Consider the following 24306-nt stretch of genomic DNA (forward strand, 5'->3'; position numbering starts at 1 on the left):
ATATGAAACAATCAGCATCGCTACTTCATTCATTCTCTTTTTAATGATCAAAACCCTGCTTACCGGTAGATGTGAATACGTTAAATATGCGGCGGAAGTTCTACTTTTGTCTCAACGGCTTGCTTTAACGCCTGAAGCATATAGCCAATTCCTTTATATGGAGCCAGCGGATAAATCGCTGTCTGATGAGGAAGTAATAACGGATCGATCACCTTTCGATATTTCTTTCCACCTAGTATCACTAATTCATCATATGCAGTGAGATGTTTTTCATGAAATTGCTGACTTAGTGCTTCTCTTGTTATCTGATCAGTATGCGGTGTACCAAAAACCACATCATAATTTTCATGAATAATATCATCTGCCTTTAAGAATCCATGCTTCGCTGAAATGATTAGGTAGTCTGAAAAGAACGTTCGGGCATAGCTTTTCGTACGCTGATGCAGCGGACTTAAATAAACGAGGTTCGCCGGCTGGCTCCCTGCCTCTGGATGGACGTCCCATATTTTCTTCGCCCCACATGGAATGATACAAACTCGCTTCACTTGATTTTCTCCTTCCTTCGTTGATACATCCGATACAACATACAACCTAGCGCTGTGCCAAGTGTATTTAAGAGAATATCATCAATATCGCTGCTTCTTGTAATCATACCAGATTGCGAGAATATCCATTGAAGCACTTCAATTATTGTTGACAAGAAAAAGCCAGCAAGAATCGCCTTTTGCCAGCGCAAGGTTCGGAATGCTTGATAAAGAAAAAAACCAAGTGGCACAAATAACAAAATGTTCCCTGCCAAATTTAAAAAAACAAGATTGGGATAGCCATGATGATAGGCATGGAGATTTTGATAAATGGACTGCAAAGGCATGAGGTTGACACTCACCTGATCCCTTGGTGCGGAAAAACGATTAGGAAAGACCGTCAAATATAATAAAACATTTGTATACATAAACAGACAGGCAAGAACGATTTCAGTTCGTAAATAGATAAATCGTTTTTGTTTTTTCGCCTGTCTGTATCTCATATGTAAATAGAGCGGGACGAGCAAGAGAAAATAAGTCATGGAAAACATCGCACTGTATGTCATACGGAGAGCTGCCCCTTTCTCACATCATGCTTGACCATATTTACAGCTTATTCAGACCTGCCCGCATCTATTCATCACTTATTCTCCTATTCAATGACGAGAAACCCATATTGACAAATCGTCATTTTTCCGCTAAACTGACTGACATTCAGTCATTTAAGGTCGGTGATCCTGTGTCAAAACGAGAAAAAATTATGCTTGCTGCCATTGACGCGTTTAAAGAAAAAGGAATTGAAAAGACGACCATATCGGATATTGTGAAAACAGCAGGAGTAGCGCAAGGAACGTTTTATTTATATTTTCCTTCAAAGCTGTCTGTCATGCCTGCCATCGCTGAACATCTAATCGCACAGATGGTGCCTGCGATCGAAAAGGAACTCACTCAGCATGCGGATGTACTTGATCAAGCAGATGCGCTAGTTGAATTTATTTTCTCTTTTACAAGACAATACCGTGATGTTCTTGCCCTAACGTATTCAGGTTTAGCTGCCACCGAGCATTTAAAGGAGTGGGAAGATATTTATGAGCCGATTTACAAATGGGTCGCTTCTTTTTTAGAAAAGGCAAAACAGGACAAAAGAGTCCGTGCGAACTTGAACTGTCAATATGCTGCGAAATTCATTATCGGTTTACTTGAATCATCAGCTGAGCAAATGTACTTATTTACAGAAACAGATACAGAAGAGGTTCTGATTCAAAAGCGAGAGGTGAAGCAATTTCTCCTTTACGCACTCGGCATAGAGACACCTTAACTTAGTACAGCACTTGCTGTACGCTCTTTTTTGGCTTCAAAATGACGAATCGTCAGTTTTCAGTTTTAGGAGGAAATACGATGAAAAAAAGCTGGATGTATGTTGCACTCACATGTTTATTTGAATTACTTTGGGTGTTTGGTTTAAATAGAGCTGATGCTGTGTGGGAGTGGGCGATCATTATCTGCCTGATCCCGGTTGATTTTTATTTTTTAATGAAAGCTTGCGAGAAGCTGCCGACTGGGACTGTGTACGCCGTGTTTGCCGGAGTTGGAACGATTGGTACGTCTTTGATGGATTATGCGCTGTTCGGCGGTTCGTTTTCATTAGAAAAGCTTTTATTTATGGGCATTTTAATTCTCGGAATTATTGGACTGAAAGTGTCTGATGGAGATGCACATGAGCAGAAAGGAGAAGCGGTATAAATGGGCTGGTTTTTTGTAATGTTAGCCTCTGCCTGCGAAATTGGCGGAACCATTGGTCTCAATATGTTCAGTAAGAAAAAGCAACTCACGACAGGCATTTTATTTGTCGGCGGATTTGCCTTATCCTTTTTGTTTTTGTACGCCTCGTTCTCTTCCGTTCAAGTCTCCGTTGCCTATACGGTTTGGATTGGACTTGGAACAGCGGGTTCTGTCTTGTTTAATATGATTCTATTTAAAGAGCCGAAAAACATGATTCGTATCCTCAGCTTGCTGCTGATTGTGATTGGCGTCGTTGGGCTGAAGTTGTTTGCGTAATAGAAAAAGCAATGGAATAGATTATCCATTGCTTTTTAAGTTAATTTTTATACTTTTCTTGGTACGCTTTAAATTGTTCTTCGTATTTTTGCAACTTTTTCCCATCGACTTTTGAATTTAATTTCGGTTTCCGCTTTCCAATCACCATTACATCTTTATCTACAATAGGACTTGATAAAAAGATGTATGGTGCAAAACGATCACACTTCGTATTTGGAAGGGTTACGGATAATCTAGCGTATTCTTCTGTCGGGAATTGGTTTGAAATGTCAAGTTCCTTGAGTCCCTCTAATGCCGATATTGGCTCTAAAGACTCGTCCTTCACTTTTATATTTGATAAGCACAGATATTTTAAATTCTTGAGGTATCTTAAAGGTTGAAGAGTATTTAAATTTAATGTATTCCAAATCCCGCCTGACAATTGCAACCATTCTAAACCAGTGTTTTTTTGCAAAGGAGCTATGTCATTCAACTTTGAAAAATCTGTTAAGGATAAAGATTCTAAAAAAGTGTTTTTTGATAAATCCCATAAACTTTGTGCCTTTGTATTCCATTCAAGTACCAATACCTCAACATTTTGAAGAGAACTGATGATTGATAAATCTTCTACTCTCAGTTCACGCATATAGAGCATTTTGGGATTAACTAAGCTCAAGATCGTATTGAATTCCTTTTGGCTCACTTTGTAAATCCACAATTTCGTGAGGTTAGAAAAAGAGTTCAACCTTTCAATATTTTTTGTTTTTCCTGTGATTAACAACTCGGTGGCATTTTCATCTACATCGGCTAAATCATGAACAACTTCTGGTCGGGCATCATGACGAAAAATATATTCAGGGTCTTCTTTGTGCATTCTTTTACCTCCACACCTACGAATGATGGATATCTAAATGAATTTTATCAGAGTTTTGAAATCAAGACATTATTCTTTCCGATATTTCTGCCGAAGAAATAGGGGAAGGGATAAAAACTAGATGATCTTCTTTGTCCGTTTAACCACAATCAGCTAGTTATTACGTCTGTTTTCAATCCATTTTATAAAATCTTTATCATCTAAAATATGAAGCAACAACATATCAACGACTTCGCTTTCACTATACTCCATATATTCTGCACAGTTCTTGACGATAGCTCGTACTCTTTCATATAAACAAATAAAAGAACTCCAATTCATATACGAATTAGAGTCCTCATTATATGACTAATACAATTTTCCCACCTTAAAACCGTACCCGTTAATTAAAGACCTTCCTTTTTTATTTCTCGTCTAATGTGGATCATGCTGCTCTAGCAAGAGATCCATTGCGTAAATCGATTCGCCTTTTTCATCCAATAAAAAGTACACAATCAAAGGCTCTCCAAAGGACCCTGTCTGCTGCGTGAACAAAACACATGTGAATTTTTCAATACCTATCGGAATCTTTCTTCTTAATAAAGGATGAAGAATAGGCGAAGTCCGAATTGTATCTATATCCACATCCCAACGTTCGTTTTTTAAAGTGGGATAATGCTCTACTAACAGTTGGTGTAACATGTCGGTCGTGAACACTGCTTTTCCAGCATACCCATCATCTATTATGTTGGTGTTATACATCCGACGGTTGCTTATCCTTTGAAGCATTGAGTCGTATTCCTTTTAAGACAAATCGTTTTTGGCCATCAAGAGTACAAGTGATTAATGTCAGTTCATTTTTTCCGCGATCCTTTAGTACATCAACATCCGTCGGTTCAATCGTAGCTGAGCTGACAATTTTGTATTCGTATGTTTCTGCTTGATGATGTAAGACGACTTTTTCTCCTTTAGGTACCTCTGGCAGCTGCCGGAAAAGCCGGTCGCCTCTATACCCTCTATGGCCTGCAATCGTGAAATTTCCTTCACCTGGCATTTGATGAGATTTGATTTGAGTCAGTGCAATACCTAAATTTTCTTTTGTTGTAACAGGAAGCACTTTTTCGTTTAAATCAATTGACGGGATCTCAAGCTCCATCGTATCTCGCAGGTCTTCTTCTGACACAGTTAAATGTGGAATAGAAGAAAGGGCATCACTGTCATTTTCTTCAATCATTTTCAATGCCTGTTCCATGGCTGCTGTCTCTTGAGAAGTTCGCCACTCATATAGAAAAGGAACGGAGATGAGCATTAGTCCCGCGACCACCAAAAAGCTGCCTAATAAGGTTCTTTTTTTCATCAATACACTCGTTCCTTCCTTTTACTGAATGGTTCTTCTTCTGACTACAAGAAGAACAGTTCCAGACACTACTAGTAAAATCCCTGCATACATCAAATAACGTAGCCATTCTTCTCCAGTCTTTGGCAGCTCCCCGTTTGAGTTTGAGCCATGAGGTGGATGTTGATCCCCTTGATCTGAGGCTGGAGGATTCGTGTGGTCCTCTTCATTCTTTATTGGAGCATTTTTTACAATCAATGTCTTGATCTCCACTTCGCCCATTTGAATTGTAAAAGCGAGTGGTTTTTTTAACGCTACATAACCATTTGGAGCTTTCGTCTCTGTGAGTGTATATTCACCAGGTTTAAGCCCTTTAACAACGGCTTCTCCGTCTTTTCCTGTTGTCACAGATTTGATGATTTTCCCGGCTTTTGTACGAATGTCAAAGGCTGCACCTTTTAAGGTTCTATCTGTCTGCTGGTCTACCTTTATGATACGCAAACTTCCTAAAATCAAGTGATTCTTCGCTGTTAATTGAAGAGGCTTCTGCTGATTTTTCTCAATCGTAAACCGGATCGGCTGATCATCTAATTCATAGCCGTGAGGCGCTTTCGTTTCAACGAATTGATATTCTCCCGGTTTTAGATCGTTGATGTGAAGCTTTCCTTTTTGATCCGTTACAAGTGATTTCTTCAACGTTTTCCCTTCTTTACTCTGAAGAGCAAACTCTGCGTTTTCCAGCGTGTGTCCTTCAGCATCCACTTTGGTCAGTTCCACTGCTCCCGGCGTCAGTTTGTTGATCATTTCTACTTTTGCTGGTTTGTCTTGCCCTAATCGAATCGTAAATGAGACAGGTGTCTGATCCAATTCATAGCCGGCAATACTTGCTGTTTCGACAAATTGGTAGGTTCCTGGCTTCAGTTGATCGACTGTCAGTTGACCGTTTTTGTCTGTCTTCAAGTCTTTCTTCACACGCTGACCGTGCGCATCAATCAGGTCAAAGGTCACGCCAGCGAGCAATTGACCATCCTCCCCTTTTTTCTGAAGCTTCACAGCACTTGTCGTGCGAATATTTTCTTTTGTCACTTTGACCAGTTGATTGGGATTGAAATCAATCTTGAAGTCTACTGGTTCTGCATCAAGTTGATGTCCAAAAGGAGCCTTCGTTTCAACCAATTGGTAAGCGCCTGGTTTCAAATCGTTGACAGTGATGATGCCTTTTTCGTTGGTTGTTAAACCTGACATCAATTCTTTACCATCGTCATTGAAAAGTGTAAATTCTGCGCCTTTCAATCTTTCTTTTTCTTCCCCTATTTTTGTTAGTTCTACAGAACCTTTCTTGAGCTGATTGATGGCCTCCACTTGAATCAAGTCTTTTTGACCTAATTCAACTTCAAAGACAAGTGGTTTCGCACTCAATTCATAGCCTTCAAGACTCTTTCTTTCAACAAATTGATAGGTTCCAGGTTTTAGACCTGTGAAGGTAATCTTTCCATCCTGATTGGTTGTAATCCCTTCTCCTCCTGCCACTATCTTTCCTTTGGCATCAGATAGATCAAAGACAACCCCTTCTAATGATTTCCCATCTTCACCTTTTTTGTGTAACAGCACTCCGCCAGTTGTGCGGCTATTTTCTTTTGTCACACTGACCAGCTTCTCAGGGTTAAATGGCATAGCAAAAGTGACAGGTGTTTCGTCAAGCTCATGACCGAATGGAGCCTTCGTTTCAACAAACTGATAGGTTCCAGGTTTCAGATCGTTGACGATGATCTTCCCGTTCTCATCTGTGCCGAGACCTGTTTTTATCTCTTTTCCATTTGCATCTACTAGCTTGAATTCTGCTCCTTCAAGCGCTTCATTCTTTTCACCAAGTTTCGTGAGCTGGACAGCTCCAGTTTTGAGATCATTGATCACTTTGATCTCTGCCGGTTTTTTTTGTGCGATTTCGATGGTAAACGGATAAGGTTTATTTTTCTTTTGGTAACCATCAATACTCTCTGTCTCCACAAGCTGATATTTGCCCGGTTTGAGGTGATCGACCAAAAGCTTCCCATCTTCATCTGTTGTCAAATCTTTACGCACGACTTTGTCATTTTGATCCAAGACTTCAAATCGAACACCTTGAAGCTTCTTGCCATCTTCCCCTTCTTTTATCACTTCTAGTGCACTTGTTTCATAGAAGTTCTTTTGTGAAATGATGACTGGTTCCTTTGGATCAAGTGGTACTTCAAATTGGATTGGCGTTTCATCTAATACATAACCATCGGGTGCTTTTGTTTCAATGAGCTGGTACGTACCCGGCCTTAGTTCGTTGATCGTGATCTTGCCATCTTCTCCTGTGACAAGCGAACCTTTTAGCTCATGCCCATCTTGATCTAAGAGCTTGAACTGTGCACCTTCTAGTCTCTCTCCGTCTTCACCTATTTTGCTCAATTCAGCAGAGCCTTTGATGATGTCATTTACTGCGGTGACAACTGTTGTTTCTGTTTGATTTTCTTTAATGATGAACGGCCATTTTTGCTGATTTAATTGATAGCCTTTTGGTGCGTTTGTCTCAACAAAATAATAGGAACCTGGCTCAAGATGTTTGAAAAGGATTTCTCCTTTTTCATCCGTTTTCAAATCGGTTTGGACGGTATCTCCAGATTCATTTTTCAGTTCAAATTCTGCATTTTCTAATGCCGTACCCGTCTCTTTGTCTTTTTTCGTGAGCTTCACATGCTGGCGGATTTCTTGGTTTTGCACCGTCATGCTATTTCCTGTTTTCGCTTGATCTCCTGATTCGTAAGGCTGATCAATCGTGACATTGATCGGTTCCTTCGTTTTCAAATAACCATCAGGTGCTTTCTCTTCTGTTACGATATAGTCACCATACAGAAGACGATTAAATCGAAGAGCTCCTTCTTCATCTGTTGTCTTTGTTCCAATGACGATACCGCTCGCAGCATCTGTCAGAGAAAAGCTTGCTCCTTTTAGCGCTTTTCCACTACTCGCATCTACCTTATGAATGGTTAAAGCGCCAATCGCTCCTGTGCCATCTCCCATGCCAGCGGTACGTTTGACCACAATTGAGGCTTCGGATTCCTTTTTGATTTCTTTTACATTTTCACCTCTAAACGTTACTTCGTTTTGAAGTGTACTTCCCACCTTATCTAAAATGAGAGATTGGTATTCTAAAATATAGGGTCTCGTGATTTCTTCTTTAAATTTGATTTGAAAAGAATCTGGATCGAATTCAAGGTCTAGTTCATAATCCTTCCCTTTTTCCAGTTCTTCCTTTTTGGTCACTTGCCCCTTTTCATCTATTGTTGTCGAATACAGATGAAATGAGTTTTCTATTATGGCTTGGTTACTGCTCGGATGGTCTATAAACGTCGCATCTTGGACTGTTGATTGACCAAAGTTGATATTCAGTTTCCAATCAATGACTTTCCCTTGTTGATTTCCTGATTTGCTCGTGTATTTCCCTCCATTTGGAATGGACACCACAGCATTCACATCTGATTCTTTCGTCTTTCCATCATAAAGGGTCGCTTTATTTTCGTAGGTTTTCTGTACTAAATCCATTCCTTCAACACTTGTTTGATACGTGATTTTGTATGGGGAGTCAATGGCATGTTTGAAAATGACTTCGAAGCCTGATTCTCCCTTTTCATTTTCAAGGAATTTGATGTCATAATGTTCTTTCGCTAATACTTCTTTTTCTTCCGCACCATTTTCCCCGCCTTGTAAATCAAGCGAGTAGACGATAATTGAATCTTTAAGCAAACGCTGATTTCCTTGAATGAAATCCTCGATTTTTGCCTCTTCTAGATGTTTCAAATTATAGTTCACACCAATATTCCATGTGATCTCTTTTTTCTTTGCATCATATGTTCCGTTCTTGAATCCATTTGACTGCGTGTATGTGTCAGGCGTAAAGACAGATTGATTTTCCTTCGTCAAATCCTTGCCATCTTCATTTATCCATTCAAGTTTTACATGGTTACGCAGGTTCTTTTGATCTTTATCTGCTCTTTTCTCATAATCAAAAGACGTTGTATATGTGATGGTATGTTCTGTCTTGATTTCTTTCGTAAATTGAATATCAAATCCATTTGCATGTTCAACGATTTGATAATCTGTGCCTTCTTCAAGCACTGTATTACCTGTCGTCACTTTTAAACTATCTTTTTGCAGCGTCAATCCTTCGTTTGTGAACGTATCTTTTAATATCACGTTGTTCATGGTTTGTTGATCTTTGTTAAAGGTGATATGCCATGGAATGGTCTTGTTCTTGTAATTCGGTGTTCCGTGGTTTTTCGTTAGGATTTGCTGATCAATTCTTTGCTTCGCTTGTTTGCTCTCTTTGCCAGCTGTCACAGTATTGATAATCTCTTCAGCTTCGAAAATTCGATCAGTTGCTTTTGTTTGATATGTGATGAGATAAGCCGATTGAATTTCTTGATTGAATTGCAAGGTAAACCCGTTTTGTTCATCCTTTTTTTGAGGTTGAACCACGTAATTTTCAAATGCTTTTGTTCCTGCTTCGTTGCCGTTCTGATCAATTGTGACTTCTTTGACTTGAATTGAGTCAGATATTAGCGCCTGTGTACCGTTAAAGAAGTCTTCTATCAAAGCATCCTTTTGAGCCAGCTTTTTTTCGTTATAGTTATACCGAATTTCCCAAGTAATCGTTTGTGTGACTGGATCGTAGTGGGCGGCTTTTTTATTTAAAGGACTGCCTCTTGTCACATTTACTGTTCCTTCTGCTGAACTAATCACTTTATCAGCAGAGACAAGGGACGCTTTATTACGAAACGCAGACTGATCTTGATTCGTAATGTCCGTTTCATACATTAAACGGTAAGCGAGATGCACGTCATCTTTAAATTCAATCGTGAAATCTTGACCATCTGCTGTTTGGCCGATTGTGTAGTGGTTTTCGTCAAGCAGCTGTCCAAGCGATGTTTCACCATTTAGCTTTGTATCTACACGATAAAGCTTGATTGAATCTTTTTTTAACGCTTGACCTTCTTGAATCGGATCTAACAGTTTCGCTTGTTTCACATCATCTAAGTCCATATTAAAATCGACTGTCCATTGAATGGTTTCAGCATTGTAAGATCGATTGGGTTCTCCCTTTTTAGAGACATTTGGACCATTTGGAATGTATTGAATCGGGATCGATATCGTATCTTTGCCTTCAATCGGGGTAATCACCACTTCTTTTTCTTCAGTGATCACTGTTTTTTTATCTAATTGTGTCCATACTTGAAGTGTTCCTTGGATATTTGAATATTGTTTAATAAAATCAGTGAACTCGATGGAGGCATTTCCGCTTTCATCTACAGAAAAATAACCGATGGTCGATTGATTAAATTTCATCTCGAGACGATCGATTTTTTCATAAATGACTAATTCCTCTGGAACCTTGAAATGGAATTCATCGCCGCCATTATAGTTATGACCATTCGGGATGGCCCACTTATAGTTAATGGAAATCAGTGAGTTGACGTCAGGCTTATCAACTGAATGTCCTTCCTGATCTTCAAAAATTAATTTCGCATCAGTAAGGAGATTTTCTTGTATCTGCATTTGTTTTGAAACACTTTGCAGCCCTACACGCTGAGACACGTTCACTTTGTTTTTTAGTAACTCATCTTCATCGCTTTGTGTCTTTTGAACAGTTTCTTGATTGTTAGCAGCTTTGTCTTTCTCCGATGAGGTTGAATCATCTTTTGAAAGGTTATCTTCACGCTCGTTTTGCTTTGTTTTCTCTTTTTTCTCAGCTATACTGGTGACGTCAATATCTATAGATCCTTCTAAATTCGGATCAAGCTCAATATCCTCATTGAATGTGACCGTCACTTCATTTTGTTTCGAAACGGTATACTCACCAACAGGTATGTCATCGACAGTAATGAGTTCTTTCTGCTCCTTCTCTACCTGAATGACTGAAGGAAGAGAGAGAATATAAGGATATTGCTTTTTGAGATCAATTCCTTTAATAGACCAATGCACAATGGCCTTTCTAACTTGCTGATCTTCTATGCTTGATAACTTGTTTCCTTCGCTATCAGCAAACTCAATATTCCCATAAATATTCTCTTGAATGTCTTTAGCTTGTGCCCCTGCTAAAGGCAAGATTCCTAATATACTAGACTGTATGACTAACACGGTCATCAGTGCCACCGACAATATTCTTTTCAATACATCCACCCTTTTCTACAATTATTTTTCAACAACGATTAAAAAATCATTTGTATACTGTCTGATCAATCACTCCGCTTCTGATCAAATTTTTCTAAAAATTGCACCTTAAGACCCTATGAATAAAATGAGTTGATGAATCATGAGTTTGAAAGGTCATCATGAGTAGTAGATATAGTAGTTGGATAGGGGTCTATAGCAATGGGGAATAGTGAGAGGGAACATGAAAAGAAGACATGTGAATTTTTCTATTTATACTGGAATGAACAACAAATGATTAGTACATGCATATATAAGCATGTATTCACATATAGAACGTTCATATAAAACAAGCATGACTCATATGGTATGTATGGTGAGATAGTTCAGCATCATTTAGATCGCATTCCTTCTACTCCCTTTCATATGGTAATCAAAAAGCCGATGCTTTTTATTCTTACATTTACCGTTTGAGCAGCAAAAAAATAAACAAAATGATCCATTTTTATAAGATTCATGGCATACTTATCACCTTTTAAAAGAAAAATATGGAGAATCAGCGAATAACATTTGTTTTCGTCTAATTTTTTTCTCTTTTATCGTCAAAATTGAAGACAAAACGATTTAGGCAAAACATTACAATCATTTCATGCCTATTTTGAGCTCAAATGTTCTTCATCTGAACTTCATAATATATAGAGGCAAGTCAAAGAAAGGAGTTAGTTGTTTGATGGAGCTCATTGATAATAAATCAAAGAGATGGATAAACATTTTAAAATTGCTTGTATCCAAAAATAAGTGGTGGAGCCTTCAAGAGATATCGAATGAAAATATCGGCTCGGTTCGTGCGATTCAAAGCGATTTAGAACAAATGAAATCGTTCCAAACAGAGAATGGAGAGCCGTTAATCCACATAAAGCCAAGACAAGGCATATCCATTTGTAATACGCAGACGATACGAGTGGATTACTATATCAAAGAAATTCTAAAGGATACGATTGAAATTCGATTGATTGACGGCATTTTTTTTGAAGAAAACAGATCTTTCTATGAATGGATGGACACGCTGAATATCAGTAGATCCACATTGTATAACACGATTCATAAAATCAACTCGATCCTTACATCCTATGACATCGAGTTACGCCCAGATAGTATGCAGTTCCATGGGAATGAGAAGGAGATTCGTCAATTCTTTGTTGAATTTTTATTTGAAGTGTATGGAAGCCGCCTTTGGCCATTTGATGATATTCAAAAACAAGACGCAGTTCATTTATTACAAGAACTATTTCAGGTGCTCGAAGTCAATGTACCAGATGTCGCGATAGATAAATACTGCCTGTGGCTCGGCGTTTCCATTCACCGAATGCGAAAAGGTTTTACAATCAGCCGTAAATATACATACTCAATGACTGAAGAAAAACAAACCTCTACAGCTAAAGGAATCTATGATCAAATTAGAAGATGGGAAGAGCACATCTGCCGAATGGCCAAAGACGTATTTGATGTGACGCTGGATCATCATGAATTTGTCTTTTTGCTATTGATCGAACCAGCTATTGGGCACTTTAAATCAATTGAAACTGTCGAAGAAAAATTGACGTTCTTTCAGTCGCATACACCACGCCTCTATGATGCCATTCATTCATTTATCACCCAGTTGGAGTCGATTTTTCATCAAGAAATAGCGAATCGTAAGGTGATGACACTCGTTCTTCTCCAATATTATGTGTATTCCAATGAAATTACCGTGAGAGATGGATTCCTTTTCAAAAAGAAATCGAGCTATTTATCAGAGGTGAAAAAACAGTTTCCTTACTTCTATTCGAGGATTAGTCATATCATCCAAGAGTTAAAAACAGACGATATCCTCGCTTCTTTTGTGAAAAATGAACGGGAATTGATTCGTATCATTACATCTTCTTGGAGAGGGCTTGTTCATTTAGAGATGGAACGGAGAAACGTGCTGAACATTTTTGTTATTTCAACATTAGGTTATTATCATAGTTTGTTTATTGCTGATTTAATTAAATTAAGCGTGCCTCCTCTCATTCACATTTTTACAAGTCCAGAAAATACGTTAAATGATGTCACGATGGATCAACTTGGGGTTGATATGATTGTGACCGATACTGAGCTTCCTCTTCAATTCGGTCGATCTACGCTGCTGATCAGCTCTTTTCCAACAAAAAAAGAATTGGACAACTTACACCGAAGATTGGTTGATATGACAAACTAATGTTCATCATAAAAAAAAGCTGCTGAGACATTCTCAAGCAGCTTTTTGGTTCTGTATTAATGAAGCACGATTTGTTCATTCATCAAATCAATGGCGTAAAGCGATTGCTCATATTCATCTAATAGAAGGTAGACTTTGAGCGGGGCAGTGGTTTGATCTGTTTGCTGTGTGAATAGGACACAAGTGAATTTTTCAATCCCTTCTGGCAGCTTGCTTTTCAGAAAAGGATGAAGAATAGGAGAGATTCGAAGGGTATCAACATCTTTCAGCCAAAGCTCATCTTGTAACGCAGGATAATGGTCAACCAAAAACTGACGAAACACTTCCAATGTACTCAAGGTAGATATCCTCACTTTCTTCTAACTTGGCTTCAAACTCACCTAAAAACAAACGGAACCAACTCATCATATGATCTCGGTACACGTATTTTCGCATACGGCTTGAGACATGATCACTCACTTTTTAGACATGAACTGTAGATCGCCTGTACTGTAATGAATGTTTAATATGTATAACGTTTCCTATGTCATCTCATTGACTCCACCACGAATCCAAACAATGGACCTATGATCATATTCTTACCTGTTTTCTTTCGTGATGAAACGACAACTTCCTGCTACAATATTCCATTTTTCTGCAAAAAAGAGGGAGTTGGGACAAAAAAAGAACAGCACTGACTGTTCTTTTGGAAGTTATGAAAAGTCTGTCAAAGAGAACACTTCGCCGCTCACTGCATCAACGCCATCATGACAATCGAGCTTGCCGCATAAAACATATTGTTTTTGCACATCGTCATAGACATAGATGGGTGTAAGTTCGAGGCGTTCTCTCAATGTTTCAAAGGCTTCTTTCTGAGTTATGGTGATTTCACTAGCTGTTTGAGATGGATTGAGTATCCCACATACTTGAAACATCTCTTTTTTATCTATGTAATGAATGGCTTCAAAAGTGTTGGCATCAATGAAGACCTTGATTTTATCCATAAATCCACAGCTTTCTTGCTCATTCGTTTTTAATATCGCATGGATGTATCCATGATCACGTTGGAGTGTTTTTAGAACCCACTTCCCTGTATCGTTTGAATATTTTTGCGCCAAAAAGGTTCGAACCGCTTTGATACACTCATCCTGGTCTTCTTTTGATATCGGGAGGGAATCTGGTGACGGTTCCAATGAGAAAGCTTGTTCAGCTGAAATGTTCTCATGAATGTCCATTTCCTTTTTTTCAAAGGCATTGTTTATCGGTTCATTCCACTCAATGACTTCATTCATGTGTATACAATGCGTTTCTTCACGCCCAACCTCAAACGGAAGAGTTCCCGTTCCATCGTTCTTCACATAGATTTCTTCTAAAGCATAAATAGAACGGATTTGATTGTGCTCGAAGGAAGGCCATTGAAACATCTGTACTTGCTGCTTGGCTAAGTTCTTCACCTGATCAAGGGAAAGCACATATTTCTCATCTTTCAGTAATGTTTTGGCTAAAAATGGACCGTGGTGTGTAAAGTACATGAGCTGTCCATGTTCATTCCATTTCACTTCGATTCTGCCTGAAGGTGCTACTTTCACACCATCTATTGCTTCTTCGAAAGAAAGTTCCCCTTTCTCCTTCTGATGCATATGAAAATGCTCTCCATAGATCAATCCTGTTTCTTGTTCGATCCATTGAATGACATGAGCTGGATAAGGTCTCTTAAACGTGACACCATGCTGCGCATAGGTTTTGTCCATAACAAAAATAACCGACTCGGTCTGTCCTGTATTCAAGTTCACTTCAATGACAGCTGTGCCGTCTGGGTTTAGATCATCGTCCTCGGGTTCCGTTTCATGAGAGGGAAACCATTCCATATTCAATGTATACACCGTTTCATTGAACATATTGACGTAGCGATGAAAACTGTGTCTTTTTAAGTAGTAAAGATCTAAGCCAAATGTCGCCTTTGTCTGATCGATCAGTTGTTGAATGTTTGCATTCATTTGTTTCACCTCTAAATGATGATATTTTATGGAAGAACAAAAATAACGATAAAGATAAAAATAACGATTGCCATAAAAAATCCTAAAGCGATTGCCATTATATTTGACTCTTTTGTGTAGCCTGTTAATTCACCTACAGTCGATCGGTCAATTTTTCTAAAACGAAAAAGCATGCTTATATTTAAAATGGCTAGAACCATCAAAAACAAGAAAATGATCAATGCAGGATCGACGTCACTGAATGCATTATCCACATTTTGTAAAGTGAATGATTGAATAAACATAATGACACTCAATATGATTTTCCACACATGATCTAACCGTTTTTCCTTTTCCCACTCTTTCCCTAATTTCTCTTTTTCATAAATAGCTACCTGCTCTAAAATAGGTATAAAAGACTTTGTTGTTCCTTTTCTGATAAAGCCTAGAATGCCTTGGATAAGGATTAAAATTCCTAAACAAAAAAGGAAATGTGTCAGTTGGATTTTAACAATTTGAATCAACATAAAAAAAATGATGATCATAAGTCCGACAAATAAATTAGAGATAGCGATTTGTTTTGTCCTCATCTTTTTTAGTGCAGCTTGTTCCATATGATAAACTCCTCCTCGTTTCAAATTTTTCTGATAAACGCTCTATCCTTATTACGATTTTAACGAAAAAATGTTTCAATATTTTCCCTTTCAATTGTCAATTCGGCTTTTTCACAAATGAAAAGACGCCCACATTCAATGGACGTCTTATCCTTCTTCATGAAATCAGCACATCATATTTGAGCTGTTCTGTCTTTTATTTGCTGGGCTGCCAAGTGTTTAAAGTCATCAATAGACAGCAGCTTTGACATTTTTTCTCCATGTTGTCTGATGTTCAGTGTTTTTTCTTGCATTTCTGTATCTCCAATGACAGCGATATAAGGAATTTTTTGCATTTGTGCTTCTCTCATTTTATAGCCGAGTTTTTCATTCCGTTCATCGATTGTGACTCTAATTCCGATATTTCTTAATTGCTGCTGCACCTCTATGCAGTAATCAAGGTGAACGCTTGAGACAGGTATGATTTGTACTTGGATTGGTGCGAGCCATAACGGGAAGACGCCGGCAAAATGTTCAATGAGAATACCAAGGAACCGGTCAAGTGAACCAAAAATGGCACTATGAATGACAACTGGCCGCACCTTTTCATTTTTCTCGTTGATATATGTTAAATCAAATTTCTCTGGCATTTGAAAATCCAGCTGAATTGTGGCGCACTGGTGGCTCCGCTTTAGTGCATCTTGAATATGAAAGTCGATCTTCGGACCATAAAATGCCCCATCTCCTTCATTTAAGTGGTAGTCAATCTTTAACTGATCAAGCACATTTTTTAGCGCTTTTTCGGATACATCCCAAATAGCGTCATCCCCTAATGCTTTTTCTGGACGAGTGGATAGTTCGACTGAATACTCAAAACCAAATGTCCGATACACATGATCAACTAATTGAAAAATCCGTTTGATTTCAGCTTCGATTTGATCTTCTCTTAGAAAAATATGGGCATCATCTTGGCAAAATGTTCTGACCCTGAACAATCCATTTAATGCTCCGCTAAATTCATGACGATGCACTTGACCAAATTCAGACATTCTAATTGGAAGGTCTCTATAGGAATATAAGTTATTTTTGAACATGAGCATATGCCCTGGACAGTTCATCGGTTTTAAAGCAAAACTTGTATCGTCTACTTCTGAGAAATACATATTCTCATGATAATGATCCCAATGGCCTGACTTTTCCCAAAGTTCTTGGTTCATCATAAATGGAGTACTTACTTCTTCATATTGCGCTTGACCTCTCACTTCTCTAGAAAAGGCCATTAATTCATTTCTGACAATCTGACCTTTTGGTAAATAAAACGGCATGCCTGGCGCTTCTTCTGAAAACATAAAGAGGGATAACTGTTTCCCTAATTTCCGGTGATCACGTTTATTTGCTTCTTCCATGAAATGAAGATAATCAGCTAGATGATTTGGATGCTGAAATGCTACACCATACACTCGCTGCAAGACATCCTGATTGCTATCTCCCCGCCAATATGCCCCTGCCACACGCATTAGTTTAAATGCCTTTAAATACCCTGTAGAAGGCAAATGAGGTCCACGGCACAAATCTATAAATTCTCCTTGCTGATAAATCGTGATGGCTTCTTGTCGAGGGAGACTTTTTAAAATATCCAGTTTATATGAATCATGTGCAAACATCACTTCAGCTTCTTTGTAAGAGACCTCCATTCTTTGAATAAGGTGATTCTCGTTTATGATGTTTTTCATCTCTTTTTCAATCATTGCCAAATCCTCTACGCTTAACGTTTGATTCAGCTTCATATCATAGTAAAATCCATTCTCAATGACAGGTCCGATCCCCAGTGTCACATTGTCATATAACCTTTTCACAGCTTGGGCTAATACATGTGCAGCTGTATGACGTAACACTTCCAGCCCTTCTTTTGAATCAAGTGTTAGAATCGAAACCCCCGCATCGTTGTTTAACGGATAACTTAAGTCCACTGTCTGATCATTGATCTTTCCCGCTACTGCTTTTTTTCTTAAACTTGGGCTAATATGGGAGGCAACCTCTGCGACTGTCGTACCTGCGGAGAACTCCTTGATCTTTCCATCTGGAAATTGAATTTTTACCATTTTTTCTCTCATCACTGACACACCTTTCTCTTTTTTGAAATAAAAAAACACACCCATCCCTCATAGAGGGACGAATGTGTAATCCGTGGTTCCACCCAAATTCCCATAACGCGTATTCGCTTTATGGCTCTGGCGCCGTAACGTGGCGTAGACGGTATTGGATACTGCAATGTTCCCCAATACAGCTCAAAGGTGGTAAGATAGCTTTTCTGCGTTAGGAAGATTTCACCGTGACTTCCCTCTCTGTGAACCGATAAAAGCTGCTCATGTCCTTTTCAAAGCAATCATGCTATAAAAGTAAACAAAAAAACACACCCATCCCTCATAAAGGGACGAATGTGTGATCCGTGGTTCCACCCAAATTCCCATAATGCGTATTCGCTTTATGGCTCTGGTGCCGTAACGTGGCGTAGACGGTATTGGATACTGTAATTTCCCCAATACAGCTCAAAGGTGGTAAGACAACTTTTCTGCGTTAGGAAGATTTCACCGTGACTTCCCTCTCTGTGAACCGATAAAAGCTGCTCATGTCCTTTTCTTCGCTTTTGATTTCTCCATATATTACATGATGATGGGGAATGATGTAAAGATTTATTTTGTACAGTGCTATTGAATTTTATTCTTTAAATGAAATGTCTTGTCATTTCACTGGGGCTATATTCGACTTGATACTTAGGAGATAACGCATTCTTCACTTCTTCCGTTATACACTCCCCTGCTTGATTAAACTTCTTTTCCATTTCTACCCCTTCTGGCAGCAAGTCATCTGTTTCTTCATCAAACCAACAACCATACTGTATGGCCCAATTCCATATTTTAGAGAATAGTACATCGCTTATAGGTACATCATCTCTTTCTAAATGACATTGACAATGTCCGCATTGAAAAGGTTCGCCACCATAGGTTCCTTCAATTTTCACATAAGGTTGGTGCTCAAAATCACGACAGCATACCCATTTTTTGAAGTCCTGACCAAATGTTGTCAGTTTTATCGAGTAATAACGCATGGACGTTCGTTTTCCTTTCATAGCAAAAACACCTTGATCAATCAGCTTCTTTAGCCGATACTCAATAAAATCATCTCCGATATATTGTTCTAAATGACCAAGGACTTCTCCAATTAAGCGTGGAGTTACGATGTATTCCTCTTCTGGCTCGGACAGATGAAGCCGCTTAGCCATTTTTACTAAATAAGCATCAAATTCATCTTCTGATACGTTGAGCGTTTGTTCATTTCGCCATATCCTAAGTGTATGATCTGTTTCGGCAATGTGAAGCCACTCTTCTTGTAATCGTTCTCTTTCTTCCTTGGAAATGGTGTGAAAGTGATTTTTACTTTCATAAATGATTTTAAATTTTTCAGATGGGATTTCCCCAGTATGTCGAAGGTCCATGCGAATCGTCTTTGTATTAAAATGGTGATCATATGCAATCGCTGTATTAATGACAGAGACGTCCACGTTTTTTCCTTTTAATAAATAGATGGCAAATCGTAGACCTATTTGTTCGTGTGCATTGTTGCCTATCCATATCATCATATGTGATCCATCTTTTAAATCCTTCACTTGTTGAATCATTATTTGCTGATCGATTACCATATCATCAAATCTACCAAACTCATTGGACATGACATGACGAAGCCACTCCATACGAGTCTCTTGTCCTTGACGTTCATGTAAGTGTGTAAGTGGGCCAATGGAATAGATATCATCAAAGGTGATGATGTCTTCCACTGGTCTTTGCTTCATTTCACGTAATGCTTGCTTTAAACTACCAGCAGTTGCTGCCCCAAATACGATATGTATCATTATTCGTCTCCCTTTATCTTACATTTTATATCATCTTCGCCTATTCATGGTTCTTACGTCAATTCTATTGAATCAATTTCATTCAAAAGTACGACGATGAGAGGATAAGATCTATATAAAGAAGACAAAGGGCTAAAATAAAGTTCATTTTAGCCCTTTGTCAACAATCTGAGCACTATTTTCAGATAGTGCCTGAAACGAAACTTTTTCAATTCATTTTCCGAAAGTTATTTGATAAAAATTGAGCGCAAACCATCATCACATCATTGTTTAAATTTGTTCAATCATTCTCCAAACGTTCCAATCTTTCAAGCCACTTGACAATAGTTCCTTTTGTAAAGACATCGAGTATGACACCCTCGCAAAATCGTTCAGCTCTCAGAACCCCCATGATGAGAGCCAGTACACACTGCGCATTTACATTTGAGATGTCCACATTCCCCATATCGTTCATTCCACCCTCAATGCGATTTTCTTTGAGGATCTCACTGTAGCGGGTAAGCTCCATTTCTTGATGTTGTTCTGCAAAGGTATAGACATCCTCGATAAAACGACGGACCGTTTCGGAATAATTCACAAAGGGCATCTGAATCGGATGTTCTGCTGTTCCATCATTTTCTTTATCTATGACCCATTCACCAATATCATCGCCTTGAAGCATAGGGATATAGTTTGTTAAGATTTTAAATTGACTCAATTTCATCCTCCACCTTTCCATGAATTAAAAATTCTTTGATCGATCTCTCTCAATAAGTTAATAAAAAAGTCCGTGATGATCGTACAAACTAGAAGCCAGTATTCAAGTCACGAACCATTTTTATTCATTTCACTCTTTACACTGGTACCATCGATATAACTGTCTCCACATGCACGGTATTAATCATCTTGCTCGTCAACGTTTATGTGTCATATTAAATAATAAGCTGATACCAGCTGTGAATAAAGCGTCAAGGAATTTATAAGACGATTCCCAAATAAAAAAACACCTCTGTCACATCGTTGCGAAGAGGTTATGTTCACTATTTTGTCTTTATAGTTCTTAGAAAGGCACTTCTGTTCTCTGTGGCATTTGTCAGCATCTTCGCATTTTCATTGAGTCTTTGTACCAATGCATCCTTAGCTTTTCCTTCAAATGAAGAGAGTAAAGCAACATACACTTCAGCTACAACCTGTTGTGCTGAAGAAAAGTCTGACGCATGTTTTGTGTCTTCTTTTAGATGCTGACAATGCGTTTTTAAACTTGAACCTACAATTTTTTTTAATTCCTCATTCTGTTGTAATCGTCTGTAAAACTCATCTGCATCCATATTAACTCCATATGGCAATTGAAATCCCCCTTACAACCGTAACCATCTTGCTAATTCATTATCCTTATCTTTTAAATCCTCCGCCATTTTCACAATAAACTCACTAATATCTTCTAAATCTCTAATCAAATAATGTAGAGAAGCCTCAGTTTGATACTGTTCTTCTGAGTCATAAAATGCTGCTCCATCTTTCACAAAAGGGGCGTGAAACAATATAGCTTTTTCAACGTCACTTGGATCTAAATCCTTGAATTCCCCTAACCTTTTTCCGCAAATAGATTTCACGTCATACACCATTTTGCTGTGATCATGAGCGAATTGTTCAATTGCTTGTTTTTTTGTTTTTAAGTCTTCGATAGCTGCCTGTAATCGACGAGCTAATTCTTTTGCATATTTGGCATCCACTTTGATGGTTTGTCCATTCATACCTGAATAAGCTGAAAATGATTCGATATTCTGGTTATAAACACCTTTGCTTCCATCCACACTTTTGATATGACCATTCTTATCAAAAGTAAAGTTCGACTCATTTAAACTATGAGTATCCGGATCTTTTGCGAATGCTTGGCCATAGAAGGAAGTAATCAAATTTCCTAAAACCCCAGGAACACCAAACGGAGACACAAACCGATCTATACGCTCTCTTCGTGATTGACTAGGATCTTTCGTATAAATTGTCGTTCCATTGTGCCTGTCATATTCCAACAACCAACCTGCCCCCACCATATCATCGGGATTAATGATGGCTTTATGATATAAATCAAATTCGCCGTTTCTGATTTTCTTCTGTGTTTCCTCATCATGCAGCTTAACAATGGAAGGGTTGTTAAAGGCTACACTGTAAACATGATTGTTTACACCAGCGTATTCTGCATCTGCCCCTCCAAGTGAGTGACCCGTTGTTGAAATCACTGTATTAGTGCCAGCATACTTTTTCACTTCATTGGCGACGAGCTTATCACCTTGATCAAATTGAGATGTCTTAGTGACAATTTTGTATTCTCCACTTTTCAACAACATGGCTTGTTCCATACTACCGTTATACTTGGTAATCGCTTTAGAGTTTTCAGGTGCCTCTTTTTTCATGATGTATTTGACTTTCTTTTTCGGGTCTTGACCCATTACCACGTTGCCGCCATCTGCACTTATCACGTCAGCTTTGATTTGTTCTTGATTTGTTCCTTGAAAACCTACGACAACATTCTCAGGTTCTTTTGGTTTAACCCATTTACCTTCTTTTTTCTTTGCTTGGACAAATACGTAAACATCTAGCCCTGTGTCTGGGTCTTTTTTGATTTTGTCTACGTAAAAAGCCCTTTTTGATCTAACTTGGATTGGAATTTTATTTTCATAGGCTTCTTGCATTATCTTTTCATTATATGTATTTTGGCTTAGAAAATAATAGTCCTTATCTGATAAATTAGGTATGTCAGTCTTTGTATTCATGTACAATGCCCCTTCTCTCATGTAAAATCTAAGATAGAAAGGATGGTTTTATGAAAAAATACATAATTATCCTTATGACTTTGGTTATTATAACACTTGGAGGGATATTTATGAAGGAACAACACGACAAAAAAACAGCTGCCCAAGAAGCTAAAAAAGAAGAATTGTATTCCTTGGCTAAGAAAAGAATGACTGACTTTATTAAAACAAACTATAATGATATCAAACGAATTGATTTTAATAATGATTATGAGGTAAACCCAATGGGGGGCATTTCAATTAATGGTTATTTAAATGGAAACAAGGACAAAAAAATTTGGGGAATATATGATAAGGCAAACGATGAAGTAGGTTCATTTATTGTTGATGCTAAAGAAAAACCTGAGTGCGAAGATAAAGTATGTGAGTATTAAAAAGAGGATAAATCATCGAATAAACAAATAGTCCCCTCGAAAATTCAAGGGGACTATTTGTTTACTTCAAGAAGGCTTCGAGCTGCGCCTTTTTCTTTGGTTTTGGACCATATATACCATCTGCGACAAGACCATGCATATATTCATATAAAACTTCCATTGATAAAACATGACTGGTGATATTTAAGCTCACTTAACAGAAAAAATTTGGTGATTACATCATATTAGAAGGTTAAATGATCATAATGGCCTTTCGCGGTTCTTTGCCCACTATTATTTAAGGACTAAAGAAACCACACACTCCACATGCGTTGAGTTGACAGTACATACAGAGTGGCATTAGTTCTTAAAAACAAACAGAATAATGAAAGAAAAACCCATATAATTTTGCTTCAAATTCATCAAAGCCAAACTAATTTTATCCTGAAATCCAAATACCTAAATCACCAAACGAAGAACCAATTTTTCTAACTAAATTAGTATGTCCAATTGCAATTCCAACTGAAGTTAAACTCATATTTTTTAAAGATGTTTCATTCCATGATTTCATTATCTGAGAAGATAAAGGGAAATAGTTAACTAGATGAACTATTTCAGCTTCATTATTAGAATTAAATATCTTTTGATAATTTTCCTTAAAAATGGTCTCATATTTAGCTTCACCAATAGATAATCTTCCACACCCAGCATAAACAAGATGTTCTAAAAGTGTATCTTCTTCTACAGTTGGTAATTCGTTAATAAATTGACTATAAGTTCTTTCATAGTAGTCTAATAAATCACCAATTTCTTTATCATAATTTATGTATATATTATTGACTGTCCTTCTGATAACAAAAACTAAAGAGAGTATATCAATTTGCTTCTGGTTTAGCTTCGTAATGACTGATAATGACTCATCCAATACAATTTGTTTTAATGTCCTATCATCTTCTTTTGTTCTTTTCACAAGCAATTCAATTAATATCTCTTCTAAATTTTCATCACCTGTTCTTGCAAATTCTTTTTGAGCAGTGTACATCGCATATTGCATATCAGGATTTTTCATCTTTTCAATACCCGAAGGATTTTCCTGCTTTAGCTTTTCTAAAGTATCATTTACTAATTTTTCTGCTCTATATGTTGCAATTTCCGCAGCCTGTTGAGAAAGTTCTAAAAAATTCGCCTTAAACAAATCTAGTGCAATATTCCTCGCCTCGTCTGCAGTAACACCAACATTAATTACTTGGGCTTGATAGTTAGTACTATCCTTACCACCACTTTGCTTCATAATTCATTCCTCCTTTTTAGGTGAGTTTATCGTCATACTTCCAGCTGACTGATAGTTATTAGAATTTTTCCCACCTTTTTGTTTTTGCTTTACTTTTTTTGACTTAGACATCTGCTTACTAGTCAAAATAGTTAAAACGAAAACCCCAATTCCACTAAACACCCATGTATACCATTCCATCATTGTTACCTCCCATTCCATGTGTAAAAAGTAAACGCTTATTTTCTAATTGTATTAAGTATACAAAACAAG

At 37.8% G+C, this 24306-nt stretch carries 21 protein-coding genes and 2 other annotated features; of the genes, 5 read left to right on the forward strand and 16 right to left on the reverse strand.

Annotated features, from left to right (window positions below; genetic code table 11):
- Positions 1 to 80: 80 nt before the first annotated feature.
- Both MHI20_RS16200 and MHI20_RS16205 read right to left on the reverse strand, forming a co-directional pair.
- Positions 81 to 545, reverse strand: a complete 465-nt coding sequence (locus MHI20_RS16200) for a DUF6884 domain-containing protein (protein WP_173407855.1) — start codon at positions 543 to 545, stop codon at positions 81 to 83.
- On the reverse strand, positions 542 to 1090 hold the full coding sequence (locus tag MHI20_RS16205; RefSeq protein WP_061418407.1) for a VanZ family protein: 549 nt from the start codon (positions 1088 to 1090) through the stop codon (positions 542 to 544). Before MHI20_RS16205 ends, MHI20_RS16200 begins: the two co-directional genes overlap by 4 nt.
- Before the next feature lie 173 nt (positions 1091 to 1263).
- Here MHI20_RS16205 and MHI20_RS16210 point away from each other — a divergent pair, with 173 nt between their 5' ends.
- From MHI20_RS16210 to MHI20_RS16220, 3 genes are all read left to right on the forward strand, one after another.
- A complete protein-coding gene (locus MHI20_RS16210) occupies positions 1264 to 1842 on the forward strand; it encodes a TetR family transcriptional regulator (protein WP_008341700.1) in 579 nt (192 codons plus the stop codon).
- 80 nt (positions 1843 to 1922) lie between these two features.
- Positions 1923 to 2267 carry a DMT family transporter gene (locus tag MHI20_RS16215; RefSeq protein WP_003217798.1) on the forward strand — a complete coding sequence of 115 codons (345 nt, stop codon included), beginning with the start codon at positions 1923 to 1925 and terminating at the stop codon, positions 2265 to 2267.
- Positions 2268 to 2582: a DMT family transporter gene (locus MHI20_RS16220; RefSeq protein ID WP_041506583.1), complete on the forward strand. Its 315-nt coding sequence runs from the start codon at positions 2268 to 2270 to the stop codon at positions 2580 to 2582. It begins immediately after the preceding gene.
- Positions 2583 to 2622: 40 nt separating this feature from the next.
- On the opposite strand, the gene MHI20_RS16225 is transcribed toward MHI20_RS16220, so the two are convergent.
- The 4 genes from MHI20_RS16225 to MHI20_RS16240 form a co-directional block, all read right to left on the reverse strand.
- Entirely contained in the window at positions 2623 to 3435 is an 813-nt protein-coding gene (locus MHI20_RS16225) for a leucine-rich repeat domain-containing protein (RefSeq protein WP_340939806.1), read from the reverse strand.
- A gap of 414 nt (positions 3436 to 3849) precedes the next feature.
- A complete protein-coding gene (locus MHI20_RS16230) occupies positions 3850 to 4176 on the reverse strand; it encodes a hypothetical protein (protein WP_286108789.1) in 327 nt (108 codons plus the stop codon).
- A complete protein-coding gene (locus MHI20_RS16235; protein WP_286108788.1) occupies positions 4169 to 4771 on the reverse strand; it encodes a class D sortase in 603 nt (200 codons plus the stop codon). The genes MHI20_RS16230 and MHI20_RS16235 overlap by 8 nt, the downstream gene beginning before the upstream one ends.
- 21 nt (positions 4772 to 4792) lie before the next feature.
- Complete coding sequence (locus MHI20_RS16240) at positions 4793 to 10942, reverse strand: SpaA isopeptide-forming pilin-related protein (protein ID WP_340939812.1); 6150 nt, start codon at positions 10940 to 10942, stop codon at positions 4793 to 4795.
- A gap of 709 nt (positions 10943 to 11651) precedes the next feature.
- Between MHI20_RS16240 and MHI20_RS16245 the strand changes: the two genes are divergently transcribed.
- Positions 11652 to 13160, forward strand: a complete 1509-nt coding sequence (locus MHI20_RS16245; RefSeq protein WP_340939814.1) for a helix-turn-helix domain-containing protein — start codon at positions 11652 to 11654, stop codon at positions 13158 to 13160.
- Positions 13161 to 13216: 56 nt separating this feature from the next.
- Here MHI20_RS16245 and MHI20_RS16250 read toward each other — a convergent pair whose 3' ends face one another.
- The 8 genes from MHI20_RS16250 to MHI20_RS16285 form a co-directional block, all read right to left on the reverse strand.
- On the reverse strand, positions 13217 to 13498 hold the full coding sequence (locus MHI20_RS16250) for a hypothetical protein (protein WP_056703350.1): 282 nt from the start codon (positions 13496 to 13498) through the stop codon (positions 13217 to 13219).
- 354 nt (positions 13499 to 13852) lie between these two features.
- A complete protein-coding gene (locus MHI20_RS16255; protein WP_340939820.1) occupies positions 13853 to 15136 on the reverse strand; it encodes a hypothetical protein in 1284 nt (427 codons plus the stop codon).
- Between the two features lie 26 nt (positions 15137 to 15162).
- Positions 15163 to 15729, reverse strand: coding sequence for a hypothetical protein (locus tag MHI20_RS16260; RefSeq protein ID WP_236810305.1), 567 nt, complete (start codon positions 15727 to 15729; stop codon positions 15163 to 15165).
- Positions 15730 to 15902: 173 nt separating this feature from the next.
- Complete coding sequence (thrS, locus tag MHI20_RS16265) at positions 15903 to 17822, reverse strand: threonine--tRNA ligase (protein ID WP_340939825.1); 1920 nt, start codon at positions 17820 to 17822, stop codon at positions 15903 to 15905.
- Positions 17823 to 17873: 51 nt separating this feature from the next.
- Positions 17874 to 18098, reverse strand: a binding site (T-box leader).
- Between the two features lie 37 nt (positions 18099 to 18135).
- Positions 18136 to 18359 (reverse strand) — a binding site (T-box leader).
- A 74-nt stretch (positions 18360 to 18433) separates the two neighbouring features.
- A complete protein-coding gene (locus MHI20_RS16270) occupies positions 18434 to 19618 on the reverse strand; it encodes a DUF1835 domain-containing protein (RefSeq protein WP_340939828.1) in 1185 nt (394 codons plus the stop codon).
- A 280-nt stretch (positions 19619 to 19898) separates the two neighbouring features.
- The gene (locus tag MHI20_RS16275; protein WP_340939830.1) at positions 19899 to 20315 is read right to left on the reverse strand and encodes a DUF6508 domain-containing protein; all 417 of its coding nucleotides are present in this window, start codon (positions 20313 to 20315) and stop codon (positions 19899 to 19901) included.
- 322 nt (positions 20316 to 20637) lie between these two features.
- On the reverse strand, positions 20638 to 20943 hold the full coding sequence (locus MHI20_RS16280; RefSeq protein WP_330547052.1) for a hypothetical protein: 306 nt from the start codon (positions 20941 to 20943) through the stop codon (positions 20638 to 20640).
- A 12-nt stretch (positions 20944 to 20955) separates the two neighbouring features.
- Positions 20956 to 22371 (reverse strand): lipase, encoded by a 1416-nt coding sequence (locus MHI20_RS16285; RefSeq protein WP_340939834.1) that lies wholly within the window; start codon positions 22369 to 22371, stop codon positions 20956 to 20958.
- A 50-nt stretch (positions 22372 to 22421) separates the two neighbouring features.
- Between MHI20_RS16285 and MHI20_RS16290 the strand changes: the two genes are divergently transcribed.
- Positions 22422 to 22784 (forward strand): DUF1433 domain-containing protein, encoded by a 363-nt coding sequence (locus MHI20_RS16290; protein ID WP_340939838.1) that lies wholly within the window; start codon positions 22422 to 22424, stop codon positions 22782 to 22784.
- A 418-nt stretch (positions 22785 to 23202) separates the two neighbouring features.
- On the opposite strand, the gene MHI20_RS16295 is transcribed toward MHI20_RS16290, so the two are convergent.
- Together MHI20_RS16295 and MHI20_RS16300 are read right to left on the reverse strand one after the other, a co-directional pair.
- Positions 23203 to 24054, reverse strand: a complete 852-nt coding sequence (locus MHI20_RS16295; protein WP_340939842.1) for an LPO_1073/Vpar_1526 family protein — start codon at positions 24052 to 24054, stop codon at positions 23203 to 23205.
- Positions 24055 to 24057: 3 nt separating this feature from the next.
- Positions 24058 to 24234 (reverse strand): hypothetical protein, encoded by a 177-nt coding sequence (locus MHI20_RS16300; RefSeq protein WP_200869077.1) that lies wholly within the window; start codon positions 24232 to 24234, stop codon positions 24058 to 24060.
- Between the last annotated feature and the right edge of the window lie 72 nt (positions 24235 to 24306).

The organism is Bacillus sp. FSL K6-1106, assembly GCF_038005245.1.
GTDB classification, from domain to species: domain Bacteria; phylum Bacillota; class Bacilli; order Bacillales; family Bacillaceae; genus Bacillus; species Bacillus altitudinis.

What these genes read in the sequence shown, in the direction of transcription:
- thrS (WP_340939825.1), bottom strand. Translation starts at nt 17,822, where the DNA reads ATGAGAGAAAAAATGGTAAAAATTCAATTTCCAGATGGAAAGATCAAG.
- MHI20_RS16235 (WP_286108788.1), bottom strand. Translation starts at nt 4,771, where the DNA reads ATGAAAAAAAGAACCTTATTAGGCAGCTTTTTGGTGGTCGCGGGACTA.
- MHI20_RS16290 (WP_340939838.1), top strand. Translation starts at nt 22,422, where the DNA reads ATGAAAAAATACATAATTATCCTTATGACTTTGGTTATTATAACACTT.
- MHI20_RS16270 (WP_340939828.1), bottom strand. Translation starts at nt 19,618, where the DNA reads ATGATACATATCGTATTTGGGGCAGCAACTGCTGGTAGTTTAAAGCAA.
- MHI20_RS16295 (WP_340939842.1), bottom strand. Translation starts at nt 24,054, where the DNA reads ATGAAGCAAAGTGGTGGTAAGGATAGTACTAACTATCAAGCCCAAGTA.
- MHI20_RS16245 (WP_340939814.1), top strand. Translation starts at nt 11,652, where the DNA reads ATGGAGCTCATTGATAATAAATCAAAGAGATGGATAAACATTTTAAAA.
- MHI20_RS16255 (WP_340939820.1), bottom strand. Translation starts at nt 15,136, where the DNA reads ATGAATGCAAACATTCAACAACTGATCGATCAGACAAAGGCGACATTT.
- MHI20_RS16225 (WP_340939806.1), bottom strand. Translation starts at nt 3,435, where the DNA reads ATGCACAAAGAAGACCCTGAATATATTTTTCGTCATGATGCCCGACCA.
- MHI20_RS16285 (WP_340939834.1), bottom strand. Translation starts at nt 22,371, where the DNA reads ATGAATACAAAGACTGACATACCTAATTTATCAGATAAGGACTATTAT.
- MHI20_RS16260 (WP_236810305.1), bottom strand. Translation starts at nt 15,729, where the DNA reads ATGGAACAAGCTGCACTAAAAAAGATGAGGACAAAACAAATCGCTATC.
- MHI20_RS16220 (WP_041506583.1), top strand. Translation starts at nt 2,268, where the DNA reads ATGGGCTGGTTTTTTGTAATGTTAGCCTCTGCCTGCGAAATTGGCGGA.
- MHI20_RS16205 (WP_061418407.1), bottom strand. Translation starts at nt 1,090, where the DNA reads ATGACATACAGTGCGATGTTTTCCATGACTTATTTTCTCTTGCTCGTC.
- MHI20_RS16215 (WP_003217798.1), top strand. Translation starts at nt 1,923, where the DNA reads ATGAAAAAAAGCTGGATGTATGTTGCACTCACATGTTTATTTGAATTA.
- MHI20_RS16300 (WP_200869077.1), bottom strand. Translation starts at nt 24,234, where the DNA reads ATGGAATGGTATACATGGGTGTTTAGTGGAATTGGGGTTTTCGTTTTA.
- MHI20_RS16230 (WP_286108789.1), bottom strand. Translation starts at nt 4,176, where the DNA reads ATGTATAACACCAACATAATAGATGATGGGTATGCTGGAAAAGCAGTG.